This window comes from Streptomyces globosus (genome assembly GCF_003325375.1).
Lineage (GTDB): Bacteria > Actinomycetota > Actinomycetes > Streptomycetales > Streptomycetaceae > Streptomyces > Streptomyces globosus_A.
This window is the reverse complement of record NZ_CP030862.1, coordinates 4,225,906-4,240,817: the sequence shown is the minus strand read 5'-3', so window position 1 is coordinate 4,240,817 and position 14,912 is coordinate 4,225,906. Positions and strand designations below refer to the sequence as shown.

The following is a 14,912-nucleotide window of genomic DNA, read 5'->3' as shown; positions in this document are numbered from 1 at the left end:
CTGGCCTCCCGTCCGGCCCCTCGGCCTCTCGAAGTATCTGCCCGCACGGGGCGCGGGGGCCGCACGCACACCCCCGCAAAGAATCTGACGCAGCATCAGAAAATGTCTTCCGCAGGCCGCCGCGCTGCGGCATGCTGCCGACCATGCAGACGGAGCTGAGCAAACAGCTGGGAGTCTCGTACGCCCTCTTCGGCTTCACGCCCTTCCCCGCCGTCGCGGCGGCCCTCACCCGCGCCGGCGGATTCGGCGTGCTCGGCGCGGTGCGCTACACCTCCCCCGACGACCTGCGGCGCGACCTCGACTGGCTGGACGCCCACACGGGCGGCCGGCCCTACGGCCTCGACGTCGTCATGCCCGCCGCCAAGGCCGTCGACGGCATCGGCGAGGCCGAGATCGAGGCGATGATCCCGGCCCGGCACCGCGCCTTCGTCCGCGACACCCTCGCCAGGCACCACGTCCCCGAACTGCCCGAGGGCGAGGCCTCCGGCTGGCGGATCACCGGCTGGATGGAGCAGGTCGCCCGCAGCCAGCTCGACGTCGCCTTCGACTACCCCGTCAAACTCCTGGCGAACGCCCTCGGTTCCCCGCCGGCCGACGTCATCGCCCGCGCCCGCGCCCGCGGCGTCCTCACCGCAGCGCTCGCCGGCAGCGCCAAGCACGCCCGCCGGCATGCCGACGCCGGCATCGACATCGTCGTCGCCCAGGGGTACGAGGCCGGCGGCCACACCGGCGAGATCGCCACCATGGTCCTCGTCCCCGAGATCGCCGAAGCCGTGGCCCCGCTGCCCGTCCTCGCCGCCGGCGGCATCGGCAGCGGCGAGCAGATCGCCGCCGGCCTCGCCCTCGGCGCCCAGGGCGTCTGGCTCGGCTCCCTCTGGCTGACCACCACCGAAGCCGACCTGCACTCCCGCGCCCTCACCCGCAGGCTCCTCGCCGCCGGCTCCGGCGACACCGTCCGCTCCCGCGCCCTCACCGGCAAGCCGGCCCGCCAGCTGCGCACCGCCTGGACCGACGCCTGGGACGACCCGGACGGTCCCGGCGCCCTGCCCATGCCCCTGCAGGGCCTGCTCGTCGCCGAGGCCCTCTCCCGCATCCAGAAGTACGAGGTCCAGCCGCTGCTCGGCACCCCCGTCGGGCAGATCGTCGGCCGGATGACCAGCGAGCGCAGCGTCCAGGCCGTCGTCGACGACCTCACCCGCGGCTTCGAGAAGGCCGTCGACCGCATCAACCGGATCGCCGGCCGAGCCTGACAACCGTCGAAGGAGGTGTGTGCAGCGTGAGCAGCCCGAGCGACACCGGCGGCGAGCGGCCGCGGACCCGGCCCCGGTCCGGGCCCCGGCCCCGACTCCAGCCCCAGCCCCAGGCCCAGTCCCAGGCCCAGCCCGAGGCCCGGCCCCCGCTCCCGAACGGCTTCTGGGCGCAGGCCGCGGCCGACCCCGCGCGGACCGTCCTGGTCGCCCCCGGCGGCGAGGAGTGGACCGCCGGCCGGCTCCACGCGGACGCCAACCGGCTCGTCCACGGCCTGCGCGCCGCCGGCCTCGCCCGCGGCGACGCCTTCGCCGCCGTCCTGCCGAACGGCCCCGAGTTCCTCACCGCCTACCTCGCCGCCTCCCAGGCCGGCTTCTACCTCGTCCCCGTCAACCACCACCTCGTCGGGCCCGAGATCGCCTGGATCACCGCCGACTCCGGCGCCAAGGTCCTCCTCGCCCACGAGCGCTTCGCGGCCGCCGCCGCGGCCGCCGCCGACGAGGCCGGCCTCCCCGCGAGCCACCGCTACGCCGTCGGGGCGGTGCCCGGCTTCCGCCCGTACGCCGAACTCCTCGACGGCCACCCCTCGGCACCCCCCGCCGACCGCACCCTCGGCTGGGTCATGAACTACACCTCCGGCACCACCGGCCGCCCCCGCGGCATCCGCCGCCCCCTGCCCGGCCGGGCCCCGGAGGAGACGTACCTCGGAGGCTTCCTCGGCATCTTCGGGATCCGCCCCTTCGACGGCAACGTCCACCTCGTCTGCTCGCCGCTCTACCACACGGCCGTCCTCCAGTTCGCCGGCGCCTCCCTGCACCTCGGGCACCCGCTGGTGCTGATGGACAAGTGGACGCCGCAGGAGATGCTCCGCCTGATCCAGGCCCGCCGCTGCACCCACACCCACATGGTCCCCACCCAGTTCCACCGCCTCCTCGCCCTTCCGGAGGAGGTCCGCTCGGCGTACGACGTGAGCTCCATGCGGCATGCCGTCCACGGCGCCGCGCCCTGCCCCGACCACGTCAAACGGGCCATGATCGACTGGTGGGGCCCCTGCGTGGAGGAGTACTACGCGGCCAGCGAGGGCGGCGGCGCGTTCGCCACGGCCGAGGACTGGCTGAAGAAGCCGGGCACGGTCGGCAGGGCCTGGCCCATCAGCGAGCTCGCCGTCTTCGACGACGACGGCAACCGGCTGCCGCCGGGGCGGGTCGGCACCGTCTACATGAAGATGAGCACCGGCGGGTTCAGCTACCACGGGGACGAGGCGAAGACCCGGGGGAGCCGCATCGGCGACTTCTTCACCGTCGGGGACCTCGGCGTCCTCGACGAGGACGGCTTCCTGTTCCTCCGCGACCGCAAGATCGACATGATCATCTCGGGCGGGGTCAACATCTACCCCGCGGAGATCGAGTCCGTCCTGCTGTCCCACCCGGCCGTCGCCGACGCCGCCGCCTTCGGCATCCCGCACGCCGACTGGGGCGAAGAGGTCAAGGCGGTCGTCGAGCCCGCCGACGGACACGAGCCGGGGGAGGCGCTCGCCGCCGACATCCTCGCCCACTGCGCCGGCCGGCTGGCGGCCTTCAAACGCCCCAGGACCGTCGACTTCACCGCGGAGATGCCCCGCGACCCCAACGGCAAACTGTACAAACGCCGCCTCCGCGCCCCGTACTGGCAGGACCGCGACCGCCCGCTGTGACCAGCCCGCCGAACGCCGGGAGGGCGCACGCCTCGGCGTGTGCGGTCCGACCGAGGCGGGCGCTCGCAGGCCGCGCCTCGCGGTCCCGGGAATCAGGATGTTTCCCTTCCTTCGACATGTTCGCGCCTTTCGTTGCAGGACATCCGGACATGGCAGTTTTGTGGCATGAGTTCGGCAGCCCGCAAGTTTCCCGTCCTCGACTGGACCGTTCTGGTGCCCGTCGCCGCGATCATCGCCCTGGCGTTCAGCTGGGGGCGGGACCTGCCCGGCGTCGCGGTCGTCCTCGTCGCGCTGTGCCTGGCGGGGGCGGTGCTCGCGGCCGTGCACCACGCGGAGGTCGTCGCCCACCGGGTGGGCGAACCGTTCGGGTCCCTCGTCCTCGCCGTCGCCGTCACGGTCATCGAAGTGGCCCTCGTCGTCACCCTGATGGCCGACGGCGGCGAGAAGTCCGCCTCCCTCGCCCGGGACACCGTCTTCGCAGCCGTCATGATCACCTGCAACGGCATCGTCGGCCTGTCCCTGCTCGTCGGCGCGCTCCGCAACCGCGTCGCCGTCTTCAACGCGGAGGGATCGGGCGCCGCCCTCGCCACGGTCGCGACCCTCGCCACCCTCAGCCTCGTCCTGCCCACCTTCACCACCAGCAAGCCCGGCCCGGAGTTCTCGGCCGCGCAGCTCACCTTCGCCGCCGTCGCCTCCCTCGCCCTGTACGGGCTGTTCATCGCCGTCCAGACCGTCCGCCACCGCGACTACTTCCTCCCCGTCACCGCCGAGCACGACGGCGGCGGCACCGGGGGCGACGGGGGCCATGCCGCACCGCCCACCGCACCCGCCGCCCTGTTCAGCCTCGCCCTGCTCGTCGTCGCGCTGGTGGCGGTCGTCGGCGACGCCAAGGCCGTCTCGCCCGCCATCGAGGCCGGCGTCGCCAAGGCCGGGATGCCGCAGGCCGTCGTCGGCGTCGTCATCGCCCTGCTGGTCCTGCTTCCCGAGACGCTCGCCGCCGTGCGGGCGGCCCGCCGCGACCGCGTCCAGACCAGCCTCAACCTCGCGTACGGTTCCGCCCTCGCCAGCATCGGCCTGACCATCCCGGCGATCGCGCTGGCCTCGCTGTGGCTGTCGGGGCCGCTGCTCCTTGGCCTCGGCGCGGTCCACATGGTCCTGCTCGCCCTGACGGTCGTCGTCGGCGCCCTCACCATCGTGCCCGGCCGGGCGACACTCCTCCAGGGCGGCGTCCACCTGGTCCTCCTCGCCGCCTACCTCTTCCTCGCCGTCAGCCCCTGACCGCGCACCGCACCCGTGCACGACCGCTGACGATGTGTCACGATCGCTGCCATGACCGCTGCACAGGAGGAACACGGCGCGGACCCGCACAGCGCGACGCCGCCGGTGCGCGACCACACGGTCGACGGGCTGGTACGCGCTGCCGCCCGCCGATTCCCCGACCGCGAGGCGGTCCGCTACCGCGACCGGACCTGGACCTACGCCGGGCTCGACGCGGCCGCCACCACCGGCGCCGCCGTCCTGCGCGGCCACTACGGGCTCGCGCCCGGCGACCGGGTCGCGGCCTTCGCCCACAACTGCGACGCCTACCTGATCGCCTTCCTCTCCTGCGCCCGGGCCGGCCTCGTGCACGTCCCGGTCAACCACAACCTCACCGGCGCGGACCTGGCGCACATCCTCGACAACTGCACCGCCTCCCTCGTCATCGCCGACCCGGACCTGGCCGGCCGGATCCCCGGCGGATGCGCCGTACGACCGCTGAGGGACGCCCCCGGCTCCTTCCTCGACGCGCTGTCCCACCCGCAGCCCTTCGAGGCGGCAGCCGCCCCGGACGCCGTCGTGCAACTGCTGTACACCTCCGGCACCACCGCCCTGCCCAAGGGCGCGGTGATGACGCACCGGGCGCTCGCCCACGCGTACGAGAGCGCGATCGAGGCGCTGGACCTGGACCCGGCGGACCTGCCGGTGCACTCGCTGCCGCTGTACCACTCGGCGCAGATGCACGTCTTCCTGCTGCCCTCCCTGGCGGTGGGCGCCCGCAACACGATCCTGGACGCCCCCGAGCCCGAGGAGGTCTTCGCACTGGTCGAGGCCGGGCGCGCGGACAGTTTCTTCGCGCCGCCGACGGTGTGGATCGGCTTCGCGAACCACCCGGAGTTCGAGCGGCGCGACCTGAGCGCCCTGCGCAAGGCCTATTACGGCGCCTCGATCATGCCGGTGCCCGTCCTGGAGCGGCTGCGGGCCCGCCTGCCCGGCCTCGGCTTCTACAACTGCTTCGGGCAGAGCGAGATCGGGCCGCTGGCCACGGTCCTCGCACCGGACGAGCACGACGGGCGCATGGCATCCTGCGGCAGGCCGGTCAAGCACGTCCGGGCCAAGGTCGTCGACGAGCACGGCGCCGACGTCCCCGACGGCACGGCCGGCGAGGTCGTCTACCGCTCCCCGCAGCTCTGCCGGGGGTACTGGAACGACCCCGAGGCCACCCGGCAGGCCTTCCGGGACGGCTGGTTCCGCTCCGGTGACCTGGCCGTCCGTGACGCGGAGGGGTACTTCACCGTCGTCGACCGGGTCAAGGACGTCATCAACTCGGGAGGTGTGCTCGTCGCCTCCCGGCAGGTCGAGGACGTCCTCTACGCCCACCCCGCTGTGGCGGAGGCGGCGGTCGTGGGGCTGCCGGACCCGCGGTGGATCGAGGCTGTCACCGCCGTCGTCGTGCCGCGCGGAGACGTGACGGAGGCGGAGCTGCTGGCGTGGGCGCGCGAGCGGCTGGCCCACTTCAAGGCGCCCCGGCGGATCCTGTTCGCGCAGGCCCTGCCCCGCAACGCCGGCGGCAAGGTCCTCAAGCGCGAACTCCGCGACCGGTACGCGCCCTCCGGCAACCGCTGACCTCCTCCCGCGCCCGCCTCCGCCGGGGGCGCGGCCGCGGCGAGGGGCGTGCGGTCGGCGGTCAGTCGATCGGCCAGTCCGTGTGGCCGAGGCGGCGGCGGGTCAGGTGCTCGTGGGCCAGCCGGCCCACCAGGCCGCCCCCGAAGACGACGAACCCGACGCCGACGAGCCATGACTGGACGACCAGCAGAGTGCCGAACGGCCCGTAGGTGACGGCGTTGGAGGCGATCAGCGGGGAGAACACCAGCTGGGAGAAGATCCGCAGCCCGAGCAGCCCGAGGCTGGTTGCCACCGCTCCGGGCAGCAGGGCCCGCCAGCGGACCCGACCGCCCAGCAGCAGCCGCTGGGAACCCCAGAAGAACAGGCAGGTTCCGGCCAGGTCACCCGCCGCGGTGAGGGCGGCGGCGGCGCCCTGTGCGGTGGGCATTCCGACGAGCAGGGCGAGGTAGCAGACCAGCAGGGCCAGCCACACGACGTGCCGCCACATGGTGTGCCAGCGGGCCGTCGGCAGGTCCCACACCTTCTCGTAGCCCCGCTGCACGGCCCAGCCGAAGGTGAGCCCGAACACCGCGAGGGCCGCGAGACCGAACGCGGTCGTCCGCTCCAGCGCCAGGTCGGCCGCACCGAACAGCATCTCCACACGGGTCCGCGAGGACACGCTCACCCCGAGGGCCTGCCCGAGCCAGCGCCCGAATCCGGAGCCGGAGCCCGGGGCTGCCGCCGCCACGACGACCAGCAGCGGCACCAGGGTCAGGAACCCCAGGGCGGCGAAGCCCATGGCCCGGTGCATCAGCTCCATCTCCCGGCCCCGGCTCCAGGCCAGCCCGACGTGGGAGGCCATGAGCCGGTCGTGGAGCCGTCGGAGCGCGTGGGTCACGCCTCATGGACTACCCGGACGGGCCCGGGGGCTCCCGGACGCCCGGCCGAAGTAGGGCCGAACGGGTGCTCCTGCCCGGGCCCCGCCGGACCGGGCCGTCACCGGTCGCCGCGCAGGTCCGACACCCGTCTGATCTTCCCCACCGACCGCTCCAGCGTCTCCGGGTCGACGACCTCCACCTCCACTGTCACCCCGATGCCCTCCTTGACCGCCCGGACGGCGGCGGCCGCCGATTCCTCCCGGAGGCGGGCATCCGCCTCCCGCCGCGCCTCCACCCGCACCGTCAGGACGTCCAGCCGGCCTTCCCGCGTCAGCCGCAGCTGGAAGTGCGGGGCCAGGCCCGGTATCCGCAGCAGGATCTCCTCGATCTGTGTCGGGTACAGGTTCACCCCGCGCAGGATGAGCATGTCGTCGCTGCGGCCGGTCACCCGTTCCATACGCCGGAAGGCAGGCCGTGCCGTGCCCGGCAGCAGCCGGGTCAGGTCGCGCGTGCGGTAGCGGATGACCGGCATGGCCTCCTTCGTCAGCGACGTGAACACCAGCTCGCCCGGCTCCCCCTCCGGCAGCGGCTCACCCGTCAGCGGGTCCACCACCTCCGGGTAGAAGTGGTCCTCCCACACGTGCAGGCCGTCCTTGGATTCCGCGAACTCCTGCGCCACGCCCGGGCCGATCACCTCGGACAGGCCGTAGATGTCCACGGCATCGATGCCCAGCCGGTCCTCGATCTCCCGCCGCATCGCCTCCGTCCACGGCTCCGCCCCGAAGATGCCCGTCCGCAGCGAAGTCGACCGCGGGTCGATGCCCTGCCGCTCCATCTCGTCGAGCAGCGTCAGCATGTAGGAGGGGGTCACCATGATGACCTCCGGCCGGAAGTCCTGGATCAGGCGCACCTGGCGGTCCGTCATCCCGCCGGACGCCGGCACGACGGTGCAGCCCAGCCGCTCCGCGCCGTAGTGCGCACCGAGCCCGCCGGTGAACAGGCCGTACCCGTACGCCACGTGCACGACCTGTCCCGGGCGGCCGCCGGCCGCGCGTATCGAACGGGCCACGACATCCGCCCAGGTGGAGAGGTCACGCTCGGTGTACCCGACCACCGTCGGGCGGCCCGTCGTGCCGCTGGAGGCGTGGATGCGGCGCACCTCGGTGCGCGGCACCGCGAACATCCCGAACGGGTACTGGTCGCGCAGGTCCGCCTTGGCCGTGAACGGAAAGCGCGCCAGGTCCGCCAGGGAGCGGCAGTCATCCGGGTGCACGCCCGCCTTGTCGAAGGCCTGCCGGTAGAACGGCACCCGCTCGTACGCCCGGCGCAGCGTGGCGCGCAGCCGGTCCAGCTGGAGCGCGGCCAGCTCCGCCGCGCCGAGCCGCTCGCCCGCGTCCCGCAGGTCCTCGTGCATCGTCATCTGCCCTCACCCCGTCGTGAGCCGTGGAACCGACCGATCATTCGGTAGATTGCCCGACTCCGGCGGTCGAAGGCAATGACTCGAACGAGTGATCGCACCCCACGGGCGGGCCTCAGCCCCCTGCGGCGGCGCAGCGGAAGGCCGTCACCCCCCGCCCTCGCCCCCGCCCTCCGCCCCGGCCGCCACGGCCTTCGCCCACCGGTAGTCCGCCTTGCCGCTCGGCGACCGCTGCACCTGCGGCGCGACGACCAGCCGCCGCGGGATCTTGTACCCCGCCAGCCTGGTCCGGCAGTGCGCCTGGATCTCCTCCAGCGTCGGCTCCGGCGCGCCCTCGCGCAGCTGCACCACCGCTGCGACCCGGCTGCCCCACCGGGGGTCGGGCACCCCGGCGACCAGTGCGTCGTACACCGCCGGGTGGGCCTTCAGCGCCTGCTCGACCTCCTCCGGATACACCTTCTCGCCGCCGGTGTTGATGCACTGCGAGCCCCGCCCGAGCACCGTCACCACGCCGTCCGCTTCCACCGTCGCCACGTCGCCGAGCAGCACCCACCGCTCGCCGTCCTTCAGGAAGAACGTCTCTGCCGTCTTCGCCGGGTCGTTGTAGTAGCCGAGCGGGACGTGCCCGCGCTGCGCGAGCCGTCCCGGCACCCCGGCCGGCACCGGCTCGCGGGTCACCGGGTCCACCACCTGTGTGCGCGCGTTGACCACCAGCCGGAAGCCGCGTCCGGGCCCGGCGTCGTCCGCCGCACGCCCGTTGGAACCGGACTCGGACGATCCGAAGTTGTTCAGCAGCAGCACGTGCGGGGCGAGCCTCCGGAAGGCCGCGGCCACCGAGTCCGACATGACCGCCCCGGACGAGGAGACGCTGAACAGGCCGGACAGGTCCGTCCCCCGCAGCGGCCCCTCCAGTGCGTCCACGAGCGGCCGCAGCATCGCGTCGCCGACCAGCGACACGCTCGACACCCGCTCCTTCTCGATCGTCCGCAGCACCTCCTCGGGCACGTACTTGCGGTGCAGGACCACCCGCTGCCCGTAGTTGAACGCGATGAACGAGGTCAGCGTGGACGTGCCGTGCATCAGCGGCGGCGCCGGGAAGAAGGTGAGCCCGGCGCCGCGCGCCGCCGCCCGCTCGGCCAGCTCCTCGGGCCGCTTCACCGGCTCGCCCGACGGCTCGCCGCCGAACAGCCCCGCGAAGAACAGGTCCTCCGCCCGCCACATCACGCCCTTGGGCAGCCCCGTCGTGCCGCCCGTGTAGATGATGAACAGGTCGTCGGGGGAGCGCGGCGCGAACCCGCGCGCCGGCGACCCCGCCGCCTCGGCGTCCCCGTACGCCACCGGCGCGAGCGCCGGCTCGGGCGCCCCCCCGGGGGCGGCGCCGACGCGCAGCAGGTGCCGGAGCCGGGGCGTGTGCGGCAGCGCCGCCGCGACCCGCCCGGTGAACTCGCCGTCGAAGACGAGCGCGGCCAGGTCGGCATCGCCGTAGAGGTGGACCAGCTCCTCCTCGACGTACCGGTAGTTGACGTTCACCGGCACCAGGCGCGCCTTGAGGCAGGCCAGCACGGTCTGGAGGTACTCGACCCCGTTGTAAAGGTGCAGGCCGACGTGCTCGCCGGGCCTCAGGCCGCTGTCCAGCAGGTGGTGGGCGACGCGGTTCGCCGCCGCGTCCAGCTCCGCGTACGTCAGGCGGCGTTCGGCGCCGGTCCCCGGGTGGTCCACGTACAGCAGGGCCTCGCGGTCCGGAACCGCGTCGACGACCGATTCGAACAGGTCGGCAAGGTTGTACTCCACCGTTCCTCCCTCACCCCGGGATCGGCCCGCGCGACGAGCGGCCCGCGGGGCCGCCGGGCGGCCATTACAGCGCCGCGCAACCCAACTGGGAAGGGAGCCGCCCAAGAAAACTGACTGAGTGTCAGGAAACTCTTGAACTGCTCCGGGCCCTCCTGCAACCTGTTCCAGGTCACCGGAGACGGGAGAACGGCCATGGGTGGGACGGAACACCTGACCGTGCAGCGCCACGGAGCCACGCTGGTACTCACCATGAACAGGCCCGAGGCGAAGAACGCGCTCTCGCTGCCCCTGCTGGTCGGCCTCTACGACGGCTGGCTCGAAGCGGACGCCGACGACGCCGTCCGCTCCGTCGTCCTGACCGGCGCGGGCGGCGACTTCTGCGCCGGCATGGACCTCAAGGCGCTTGCCGGGCGCGGCATGGGCGGCGAGGCCTACCGCGACCGCCTCAAAGCCGACCCCGACCTGCACTGGAAGGCGATGCTCCGCCACCACCGGCCCCGCAAGCCGGTCATCGCCGCCGTCGAGGGGTACTGCGTCGCAGGCGGCACCGAGATCCTCCAGGGCACCGACATCCGCGTGGCCGCCGAAGGAGCCGTCTTCGGACTGTTCGAGGTCAGGCGCGGCCTCTTCCCGATCGGCGGCTCGACCGTCCGCCTGCCCCGCCAGATCCCGCGCACCCACGCCCTGGAGATGCTGCTGACCGGCCGCCCCTACTCCGCCGAGGAGGCCGCACGGATCGGCCTCGTCGGCCGCGTCGTCCCGGACGGGACCGCGCTGGAGGCCGCCCTGGAGACCGCCGAGCTGATCAACGCCTGCGGCCCCCTCGCCGTCGAGGCCGTCAAGGCGTCCGTGTACGAGACCGCCGGCCTCACCGAGGCCGAGGGCCTCGCCGCCGAACTCGACCGCGGACAGCCGGTCTTCGACACCGCCGACGCCAAGGAGGGCGCCCGCGCCTTCGCCGAGAAGCGCCCCCCGGTCTACCGCCGCGCGTGATCCCCCTCCGCCCCCGCCCTCCCGCGCTCCTCCTCCCTCCCGCCGGGCCCGCACGCCCCCGGAGAATCCGGAGAGACCCATGACAGCCGCGCCCCCGCCCGAGGCGCTCCGCGCGCCCCTCGTCGTCGAGTTCCCCTTCACCCGCTCCCTCGGCCCCGTCCAGAGCGCCTTCCTGACCGGGCTCCGCGAACGCGTCGTCCTCGGCGCCAGGACCTCCGGCGGCACCGTCCTCGTCCCGCCCGCCGAATACGACCCCGCCACGGCCGAGGAACTCCGCGACCTCGTGGAGGTCGCCCCCGCCGGCACCGTCACCACCTGGGCCTGGAACGACCGCCCCCGCCCCCGCCAGCCCCTCGCCACGCCCTTCGCCTGGGTCCTCGTCCGCCTCGACGGCGCCGACACCGCCCTCCTGCACGCCCTCGACGCCCCCGGCCCCGACGCCGTCCGCACCGGCATGCGCGTCCGCATCCGCTGGGCTGCGGAACGCACCGGCGCCATCACCGACATCGCCTGCTTCGAACCCGTGGGCCCCGAGGGACCCGAAGCCCCGCCCCTCCACCCGCCCGCCGCGGCCCCGCACGACGGCCGCTTCCCCGACCCGGTCACCCGCATCGTCACCGAGGCACGCCTCGACTACACCCACACCCCCGGCCGCGCCCAGGGCGCCCACCTCGCCGCCCTCCGCGGGCGGCGCACCGTCGGCGAGCGCTGCCCCTCCTGCCGGAAGGTGTACGTCCCCCCGCGCGGCGCCTGCCCCACCTGCGGCGTCGCCACCACCGACCGCGTCGTGGTCGGCCCGGCCGGCACCGTCACCACCTTCTGCATCGTCAACATCAAGGCCCGCAACCTCGACATCGAAGTGCCCTACGTCTACGCCCACATCGCCCTCGACGGCGCCGACCTCCCCCTCCACGGCCGGATCGGCGGCATCCCCTACGACCAGGTCCGCATGGGCCTGCGCGTCGAACCCGTGTGGACCGCCGACGGCCGCCACCCCGACCACTACCGCCCCACCGGCGAACCCGACGCCGCCTACGACAGCTACAAGGAGCTCGTCTGATGCCCCGCCACGAGCGCGACATCGCCGTCGTGGCGTTCGCCCAGAGCGACCACCGGCGCCGCACCGACGACCTCAGCGAGCTCGAAATGCTCCTGCCCGTCCTCGACGAGGTCCGCGAGCGGACCGGCCTGCGCGCCCGCGACATCGGCTTCACCTGCTCCGGGTCGAGCGACTACCTCGCAGGCCGCCCCTTCTCCTTCACCATGACCCTCGACGGCGTCGGCGCCTGGCCCCCGATCTCCGAATCCCACGTCGAGACGGACGGCGCCTGGGCCCTGTACGAGGCCTGGGTCAAGCTGCGCACCGGGCAGGCCGACACCGCGCTCGTCTACGCGTACGGCAAGTCCTCGCCCGGCTCCCTGCGCGACGTCCTCACCCGGCAGCTCGACCCCTACTACCTCGCCCCCCTGTGGCCCGACTCGGTCGCCCTCGCCGCCCTCCAGGCCCGGGCCCTCATCGACGCCGGGGACACCGACGAGGAGGCGCTCGCCGCGATCGCCGCCCGCAGCCGCGCCGACGCCGCGGCCAACCCGCACGCCCAGCTCGCCGGCGCCGTCCCGCACGGCGGCCATCAGGTCCGGCCGCTGCGCACCGGCGACTGCCCGCCCGTCGGCGACGGCGCCGCCGCGGTGGTCCTCGCCGCCGGCGACACCGCACGCCGCCTGTGCGGGCGGCCCGCCTGGATCACCGGCATCGACCACCGCATCGAGGCCCACAGCCTGGGCGTGCGCGACCTCACCGACTCCCCGTCCACCCGCCTCGCCGCCCAGCGCGCCGGCCTCTTCACCGCGCCCGTCGACACCGCCGAGCTGCACGCCCCGTTCACCTCCCAGGAGGTCGTCCTGCGCAAGGCGCTGCGCCTCGGCCGGTCCACCGCCGTCAACCCCTCCGGCGGGGCGCTCGCCGCGAACCCCGTGATGGCCGCCGGCCTGATCCGCATCGGAGAGGCCGCCGCCCGCATCCACCGCGGCGCCTCCGACCGGGCCGTCGCCCACGCCACCTCCGGCCCCTGCCTCCAGCAGAACCTGGTCGCCGTCCTGGAAGGGGACCGAGCATGAGCAAGGAGCCCGTGGCCGTCATCGGCATCGGCCAGACCAAGCACGCGGCCGCCCGCCAGGACGTCTCCCTCGCCGGCCTCGTCCGGGAGGCCGCCGCCCGCGCCCTCGCCGACGCCGAGCTGGCCTGGCAGGACGTCGACGCCGTCGTCATCGGCAAGGCCCCCGACTTCTTCGAGGGCGTCATGATGCCCGAGCTCTACCTCGCCGACGCCCTCGGCGCCGTCGGCAAGCCGATGCTGCGCGTCCACACCGCGGGCTCCGTCGGCGGCTCGACCGCGCTCGTCGCCGCCGACCTCGTCGCGGCCCGCGTGCACCGCACCGTGCTCGCGCTCGCCTTCGAGAAGCAGTCCGAGTCCAACGCCATGTGGGGGCTGTCGCTCCCCGTCCCCTTCCAGCAGCCGCTGCTCGCCGGAGCCGGCGGGTTCTTCGCCCCGCACGTGCGCGCGTACATGCGGCGGACCGGAGCACCCGCCGCCGTCGGCTCGCTCGTCGCGTACAAGGACCGCCGCAACGCCCTGAAGAACCCGTACGCGCACCTCCACGAGCACGGCATCACCCTGGAGCAGGTCCAGGCCTCGCCGATGCTGTGGGACCCCGTCCGCTACTCCGAGACCTGCCCCTCCTCCGACGGGGCCTGCGCGATGCTCCTCACCGACCGGGCCGGCGCCGCCCGCGCCCCCCGCCCGCCCGCCTGGGTGCACGGCGGGGCCATGCGCAGCGAGCCGACGCTCTTCGCCGGCAAGGACTTCGTCTCGCCGCAGGCCGGGAAGGACTGCGCGGCCGACGTCTACCGGCAGGCCGGCATCACCGACCCGCGCCGCGAGATCGACGTCGCCGAGCTGTACGTGCCGTTCTCCTGGTACGAGCCGATGTGGCTGGAGAACCTCGGCTTCGCCGCCGCGGGCGAAGGCTGGAAGCTCACCGAGTCCGGCGCGACCGGGCTCGACGGGGACCTGCCCGTGAACCCCTCCGGCGGCGTCCTCTCCTCCAACCCGATCGGCGCCTCGGGCATGATCCGCTTCGCGGAGGCGGCCCTCCAGGTCCGCGGCCAGGCCGGCGCGCACCAGGTCCCGGGAGCCCGCCGGGCGCTCGGCCACGCCTACGGGGGCGGCGCGCAGTTCTTCTCCATGTGGCTGGTCGGCTCCGGGCTCCCGGCCTCCTGAGCACAGGCGGGCCCGGTACGGGACATCGCGGGGCGCGCGTGACGCGACGTGGCCCGCGCGACACGCCGCGTCGCCTCCAGGCCCGGCCCGGCGCGGCCCGGCACGCGGCGGCGAACGCCCCGGCAGCCCCCCGCCGGTCCCCGCGCCGGAGGGCCGGCACCGCACGGCGCACGGCGCCCGCGAACGGCGAACGGGCGCGGCGCCCCCGGATCCGGAAAGCGCCCCCGGCCACGTACCATGGCCGCATGTCCTTCCTCCGCCGCAACCGCGCCGCCACACCCGCCGGCCCGGACTTCGACGTCCTGGCCATGGACCCGGGGGACTGGCCGGGCAATCTCGGGGCCGGGCTGCTCCCCGCGCCCGACGGCAGCTGCCAGGGCGTCTTTCTCCGCTACGACCTGTTCGGCGGACGCGGCCCCGCAATGATCATCGGGAACCTCCCCGAGGGCTCCCCGGCCCGCGACCTCGCCGACGGCCAGATCCCCTTCGAGGTGGCACAGCTCCTCGACGCCCTGGAGAACGACGAGGAGGTCGAGGTCACCGGCATCGAGGACTGCCCCGTCATGCAGGGCGACAACCTCCTCATCGTCCGCAAGATCAAGCTCTCGGAGTCCCGGATCAGCTGCGTGCAGTTCGACCGCAGCGACAACGTCCTCGTGACGATCGCCAGCTGGGACCGGCCCATCAGCGACGACCTGTACACCCTGCTCAAGCCGCTGCCCGCCGAGCTCTTCCAGCAGGGCTGACCG

General features: G+C 74.2%; 12 protein-coding genes. 9 read left to right on the top strand and 3 right to left on the bottom strand.

Annotated elements, in window-relative coordinates; translation table 11 throughout:
• The first annotated feature begins 143 nt into the window (after nucleotides 1-143).
• The 4 genes from C0216_RS18610 (at nucleotide 144) to C0216_RS18595 (ending at nucleotide 5,824) form a co-directional block, all read left to right on the top strand.
• On the top strand, nucleotides 144-1,250 hold the full coding sequence (locus tag C0216_RS18610; RefSeq protein WP_114058768.1) for a nitronate monooxygenase: 1,107 nt from the start codon (nucleotides 144-146) through the stop codon (nucleotides 1,248-1,250).
• Between the two features lie 26 nt (nucleotides 1,251-1,276).
• Nucleotides 1,277-2,941 carry an acyl-CoA synthetase gene (locus C0216_RS18605; RefSeq protein WP_174250423.1) on the top strand — a complete coding sequence of 555 codons (1,665 nt, stop codon included), beginning with the start codon at nucleotides 1,277-1,279 and terminating at the stop codon, nucleotides 2,939-2,941.
• A gap of 165 nt (nucleotides 2,942-3,106) precedes the next feature.
• The gene (locus C0216_RS18600) at nucleotides 3,107-4,219 is read left to right on the top strand and encodes a calcium:proton antiporter (RefSeq protein ID WP_114056369.1); all 1,113 of its coding nucleotides are present in this window, start codon (nucleotides 3,107-3,109) and stop codon (nucleotides 4,217-4,219) included.
• Between the two features lie 51 nt (nucleotides 4,220-4,270).
• Nucleotides 4,271-5,824 carry a fatty acyl-CoA synthetase gene (locus tag C0216_RS18595; protein ID WP_114056368.1) on the top strand — a complete coding sequence of 518 codons (1,554 nt, stop codon included), beginning with the start codon at nucleotides 4,271-4,273 and terminating at the stop codon, nucleotides 5,822-5,824.
• A gap of 61 nt (nucleotides 5,825-5,885) precedes the next feature.
• Here C0216_RS18595 and C0216_RS18590 read toward each other — a convergent pair whose 3' ends face one another.
• The 3 genes from C0216_RS18590 to C0216_RS18580 form a co-directional block, all read right to left on the bottom strand.
• Nucleotides 5,886-6,665 (bottom strand): YhjD/YihY/BrkB family envelope integrity protein, encoded by a 780-nt coding sequence (locus tag C0216_RS18590; protein WP_114058767.1) that lies wholly within the window; start codon nucleotides 6,663-6,665, stop codon nucleotides 5,886-5,888.
• 134 nt (nucleotides 6,666-6,799) lie between these two features.
• Entirely contained in the window at nucleotides 6,800-8,101 is a 1,302-nt protein-coding gene (paaK, locus tag C0216_RS18585; protein ID WP_114056367.1) for a phenylacetate--CoA ligase PaaK, read from the bottom strand.
• A gap of 144 nt (nucleotides 8,102-8,245) precedes the next feature.
• The gene (locus tag C0216_RS18580; RefSeq protein WP_114056366.1) at nucleotides 8,246-9,889 is read right to left on the bottom strand and encodes an acyl-CoA synthetase; all 1,644 of its coding nucleotides are present in this window, start codon (nucleotides 9,887-9,889) and stop codon (nucleotides 8,246-8,248) included.
• Between the two features lie 192 nt (nucleotides 9,890-10,081).
• On the opposite strand from C0216_RS18580, the gene C0216_RS18575 reads away from it, so the two are divergent.
• From C0216_RS18575 to C0216_RS18555, 5 genes are all read left to right on the top strand, one after another.
• Complete coding sequence (locus tag C0216_RS18575) at nucleotides 10,082-10,882, top strand: crotonase/enoyl-CoA hydratase family protein (protein WP_114056365.1); 801 nt, start codon at nucleotides 10,082-10,084, stop codon at nucleotides 10,880-10,882.
• A gap of 79 nt (nucleotides 10,883-10,961) precedes the next feature.
• A complete protein-coding gene (locus C0216_RS35090) occupies nucleotides 10,962-11,942 on the top strand; it encodes a Zn-ribbon domain-containing OB-fold protein (RefSeq protein ID WP_114056364.1) in 981 nt (326 codons plus the stop codon).
• Entirely contained in the window at nucleotides 11,942-13,000 is a 1,059-nt protein-coding gene (locus C0216_RS18565) for a thiolase domain-containing protein (RefSeq protein WP_114056363.1), read from the top strand. Before C0216_RS35090 ends, C0216_RS18565 begins: the two co-directional genes overlap by 1 nt.
• Entirely contained in the window at nucleotides 12,997-14,163 is a 1,167-nt protein-coding gene (locus tag C0216_RS18560; protein ID WP_114056362.1) for a thiolase domain-containing protein, read from the top strand. Before C0216_RS18565 ends, C0216_RS18560 begins: the two co-directional genes overlap by 4 nt.
• A 245-nt stretch (nucleotides 14,164-14,408) precedes the next feature.
• On the top strand, nucleotides 14,409-14,909 hold the full coding sequence (locus C0216_RS18555; RefSeq protein ID WP_114056361.1) for a hypothetical protein: 501 nt from the start codon (nucleotides 14,409-14,411) through the stop codon (nucleotides 14,907-14,909).
• The last annotated feature ends 3 nt before the right edge of the window (nucleotides 14,910-14,912 follow it).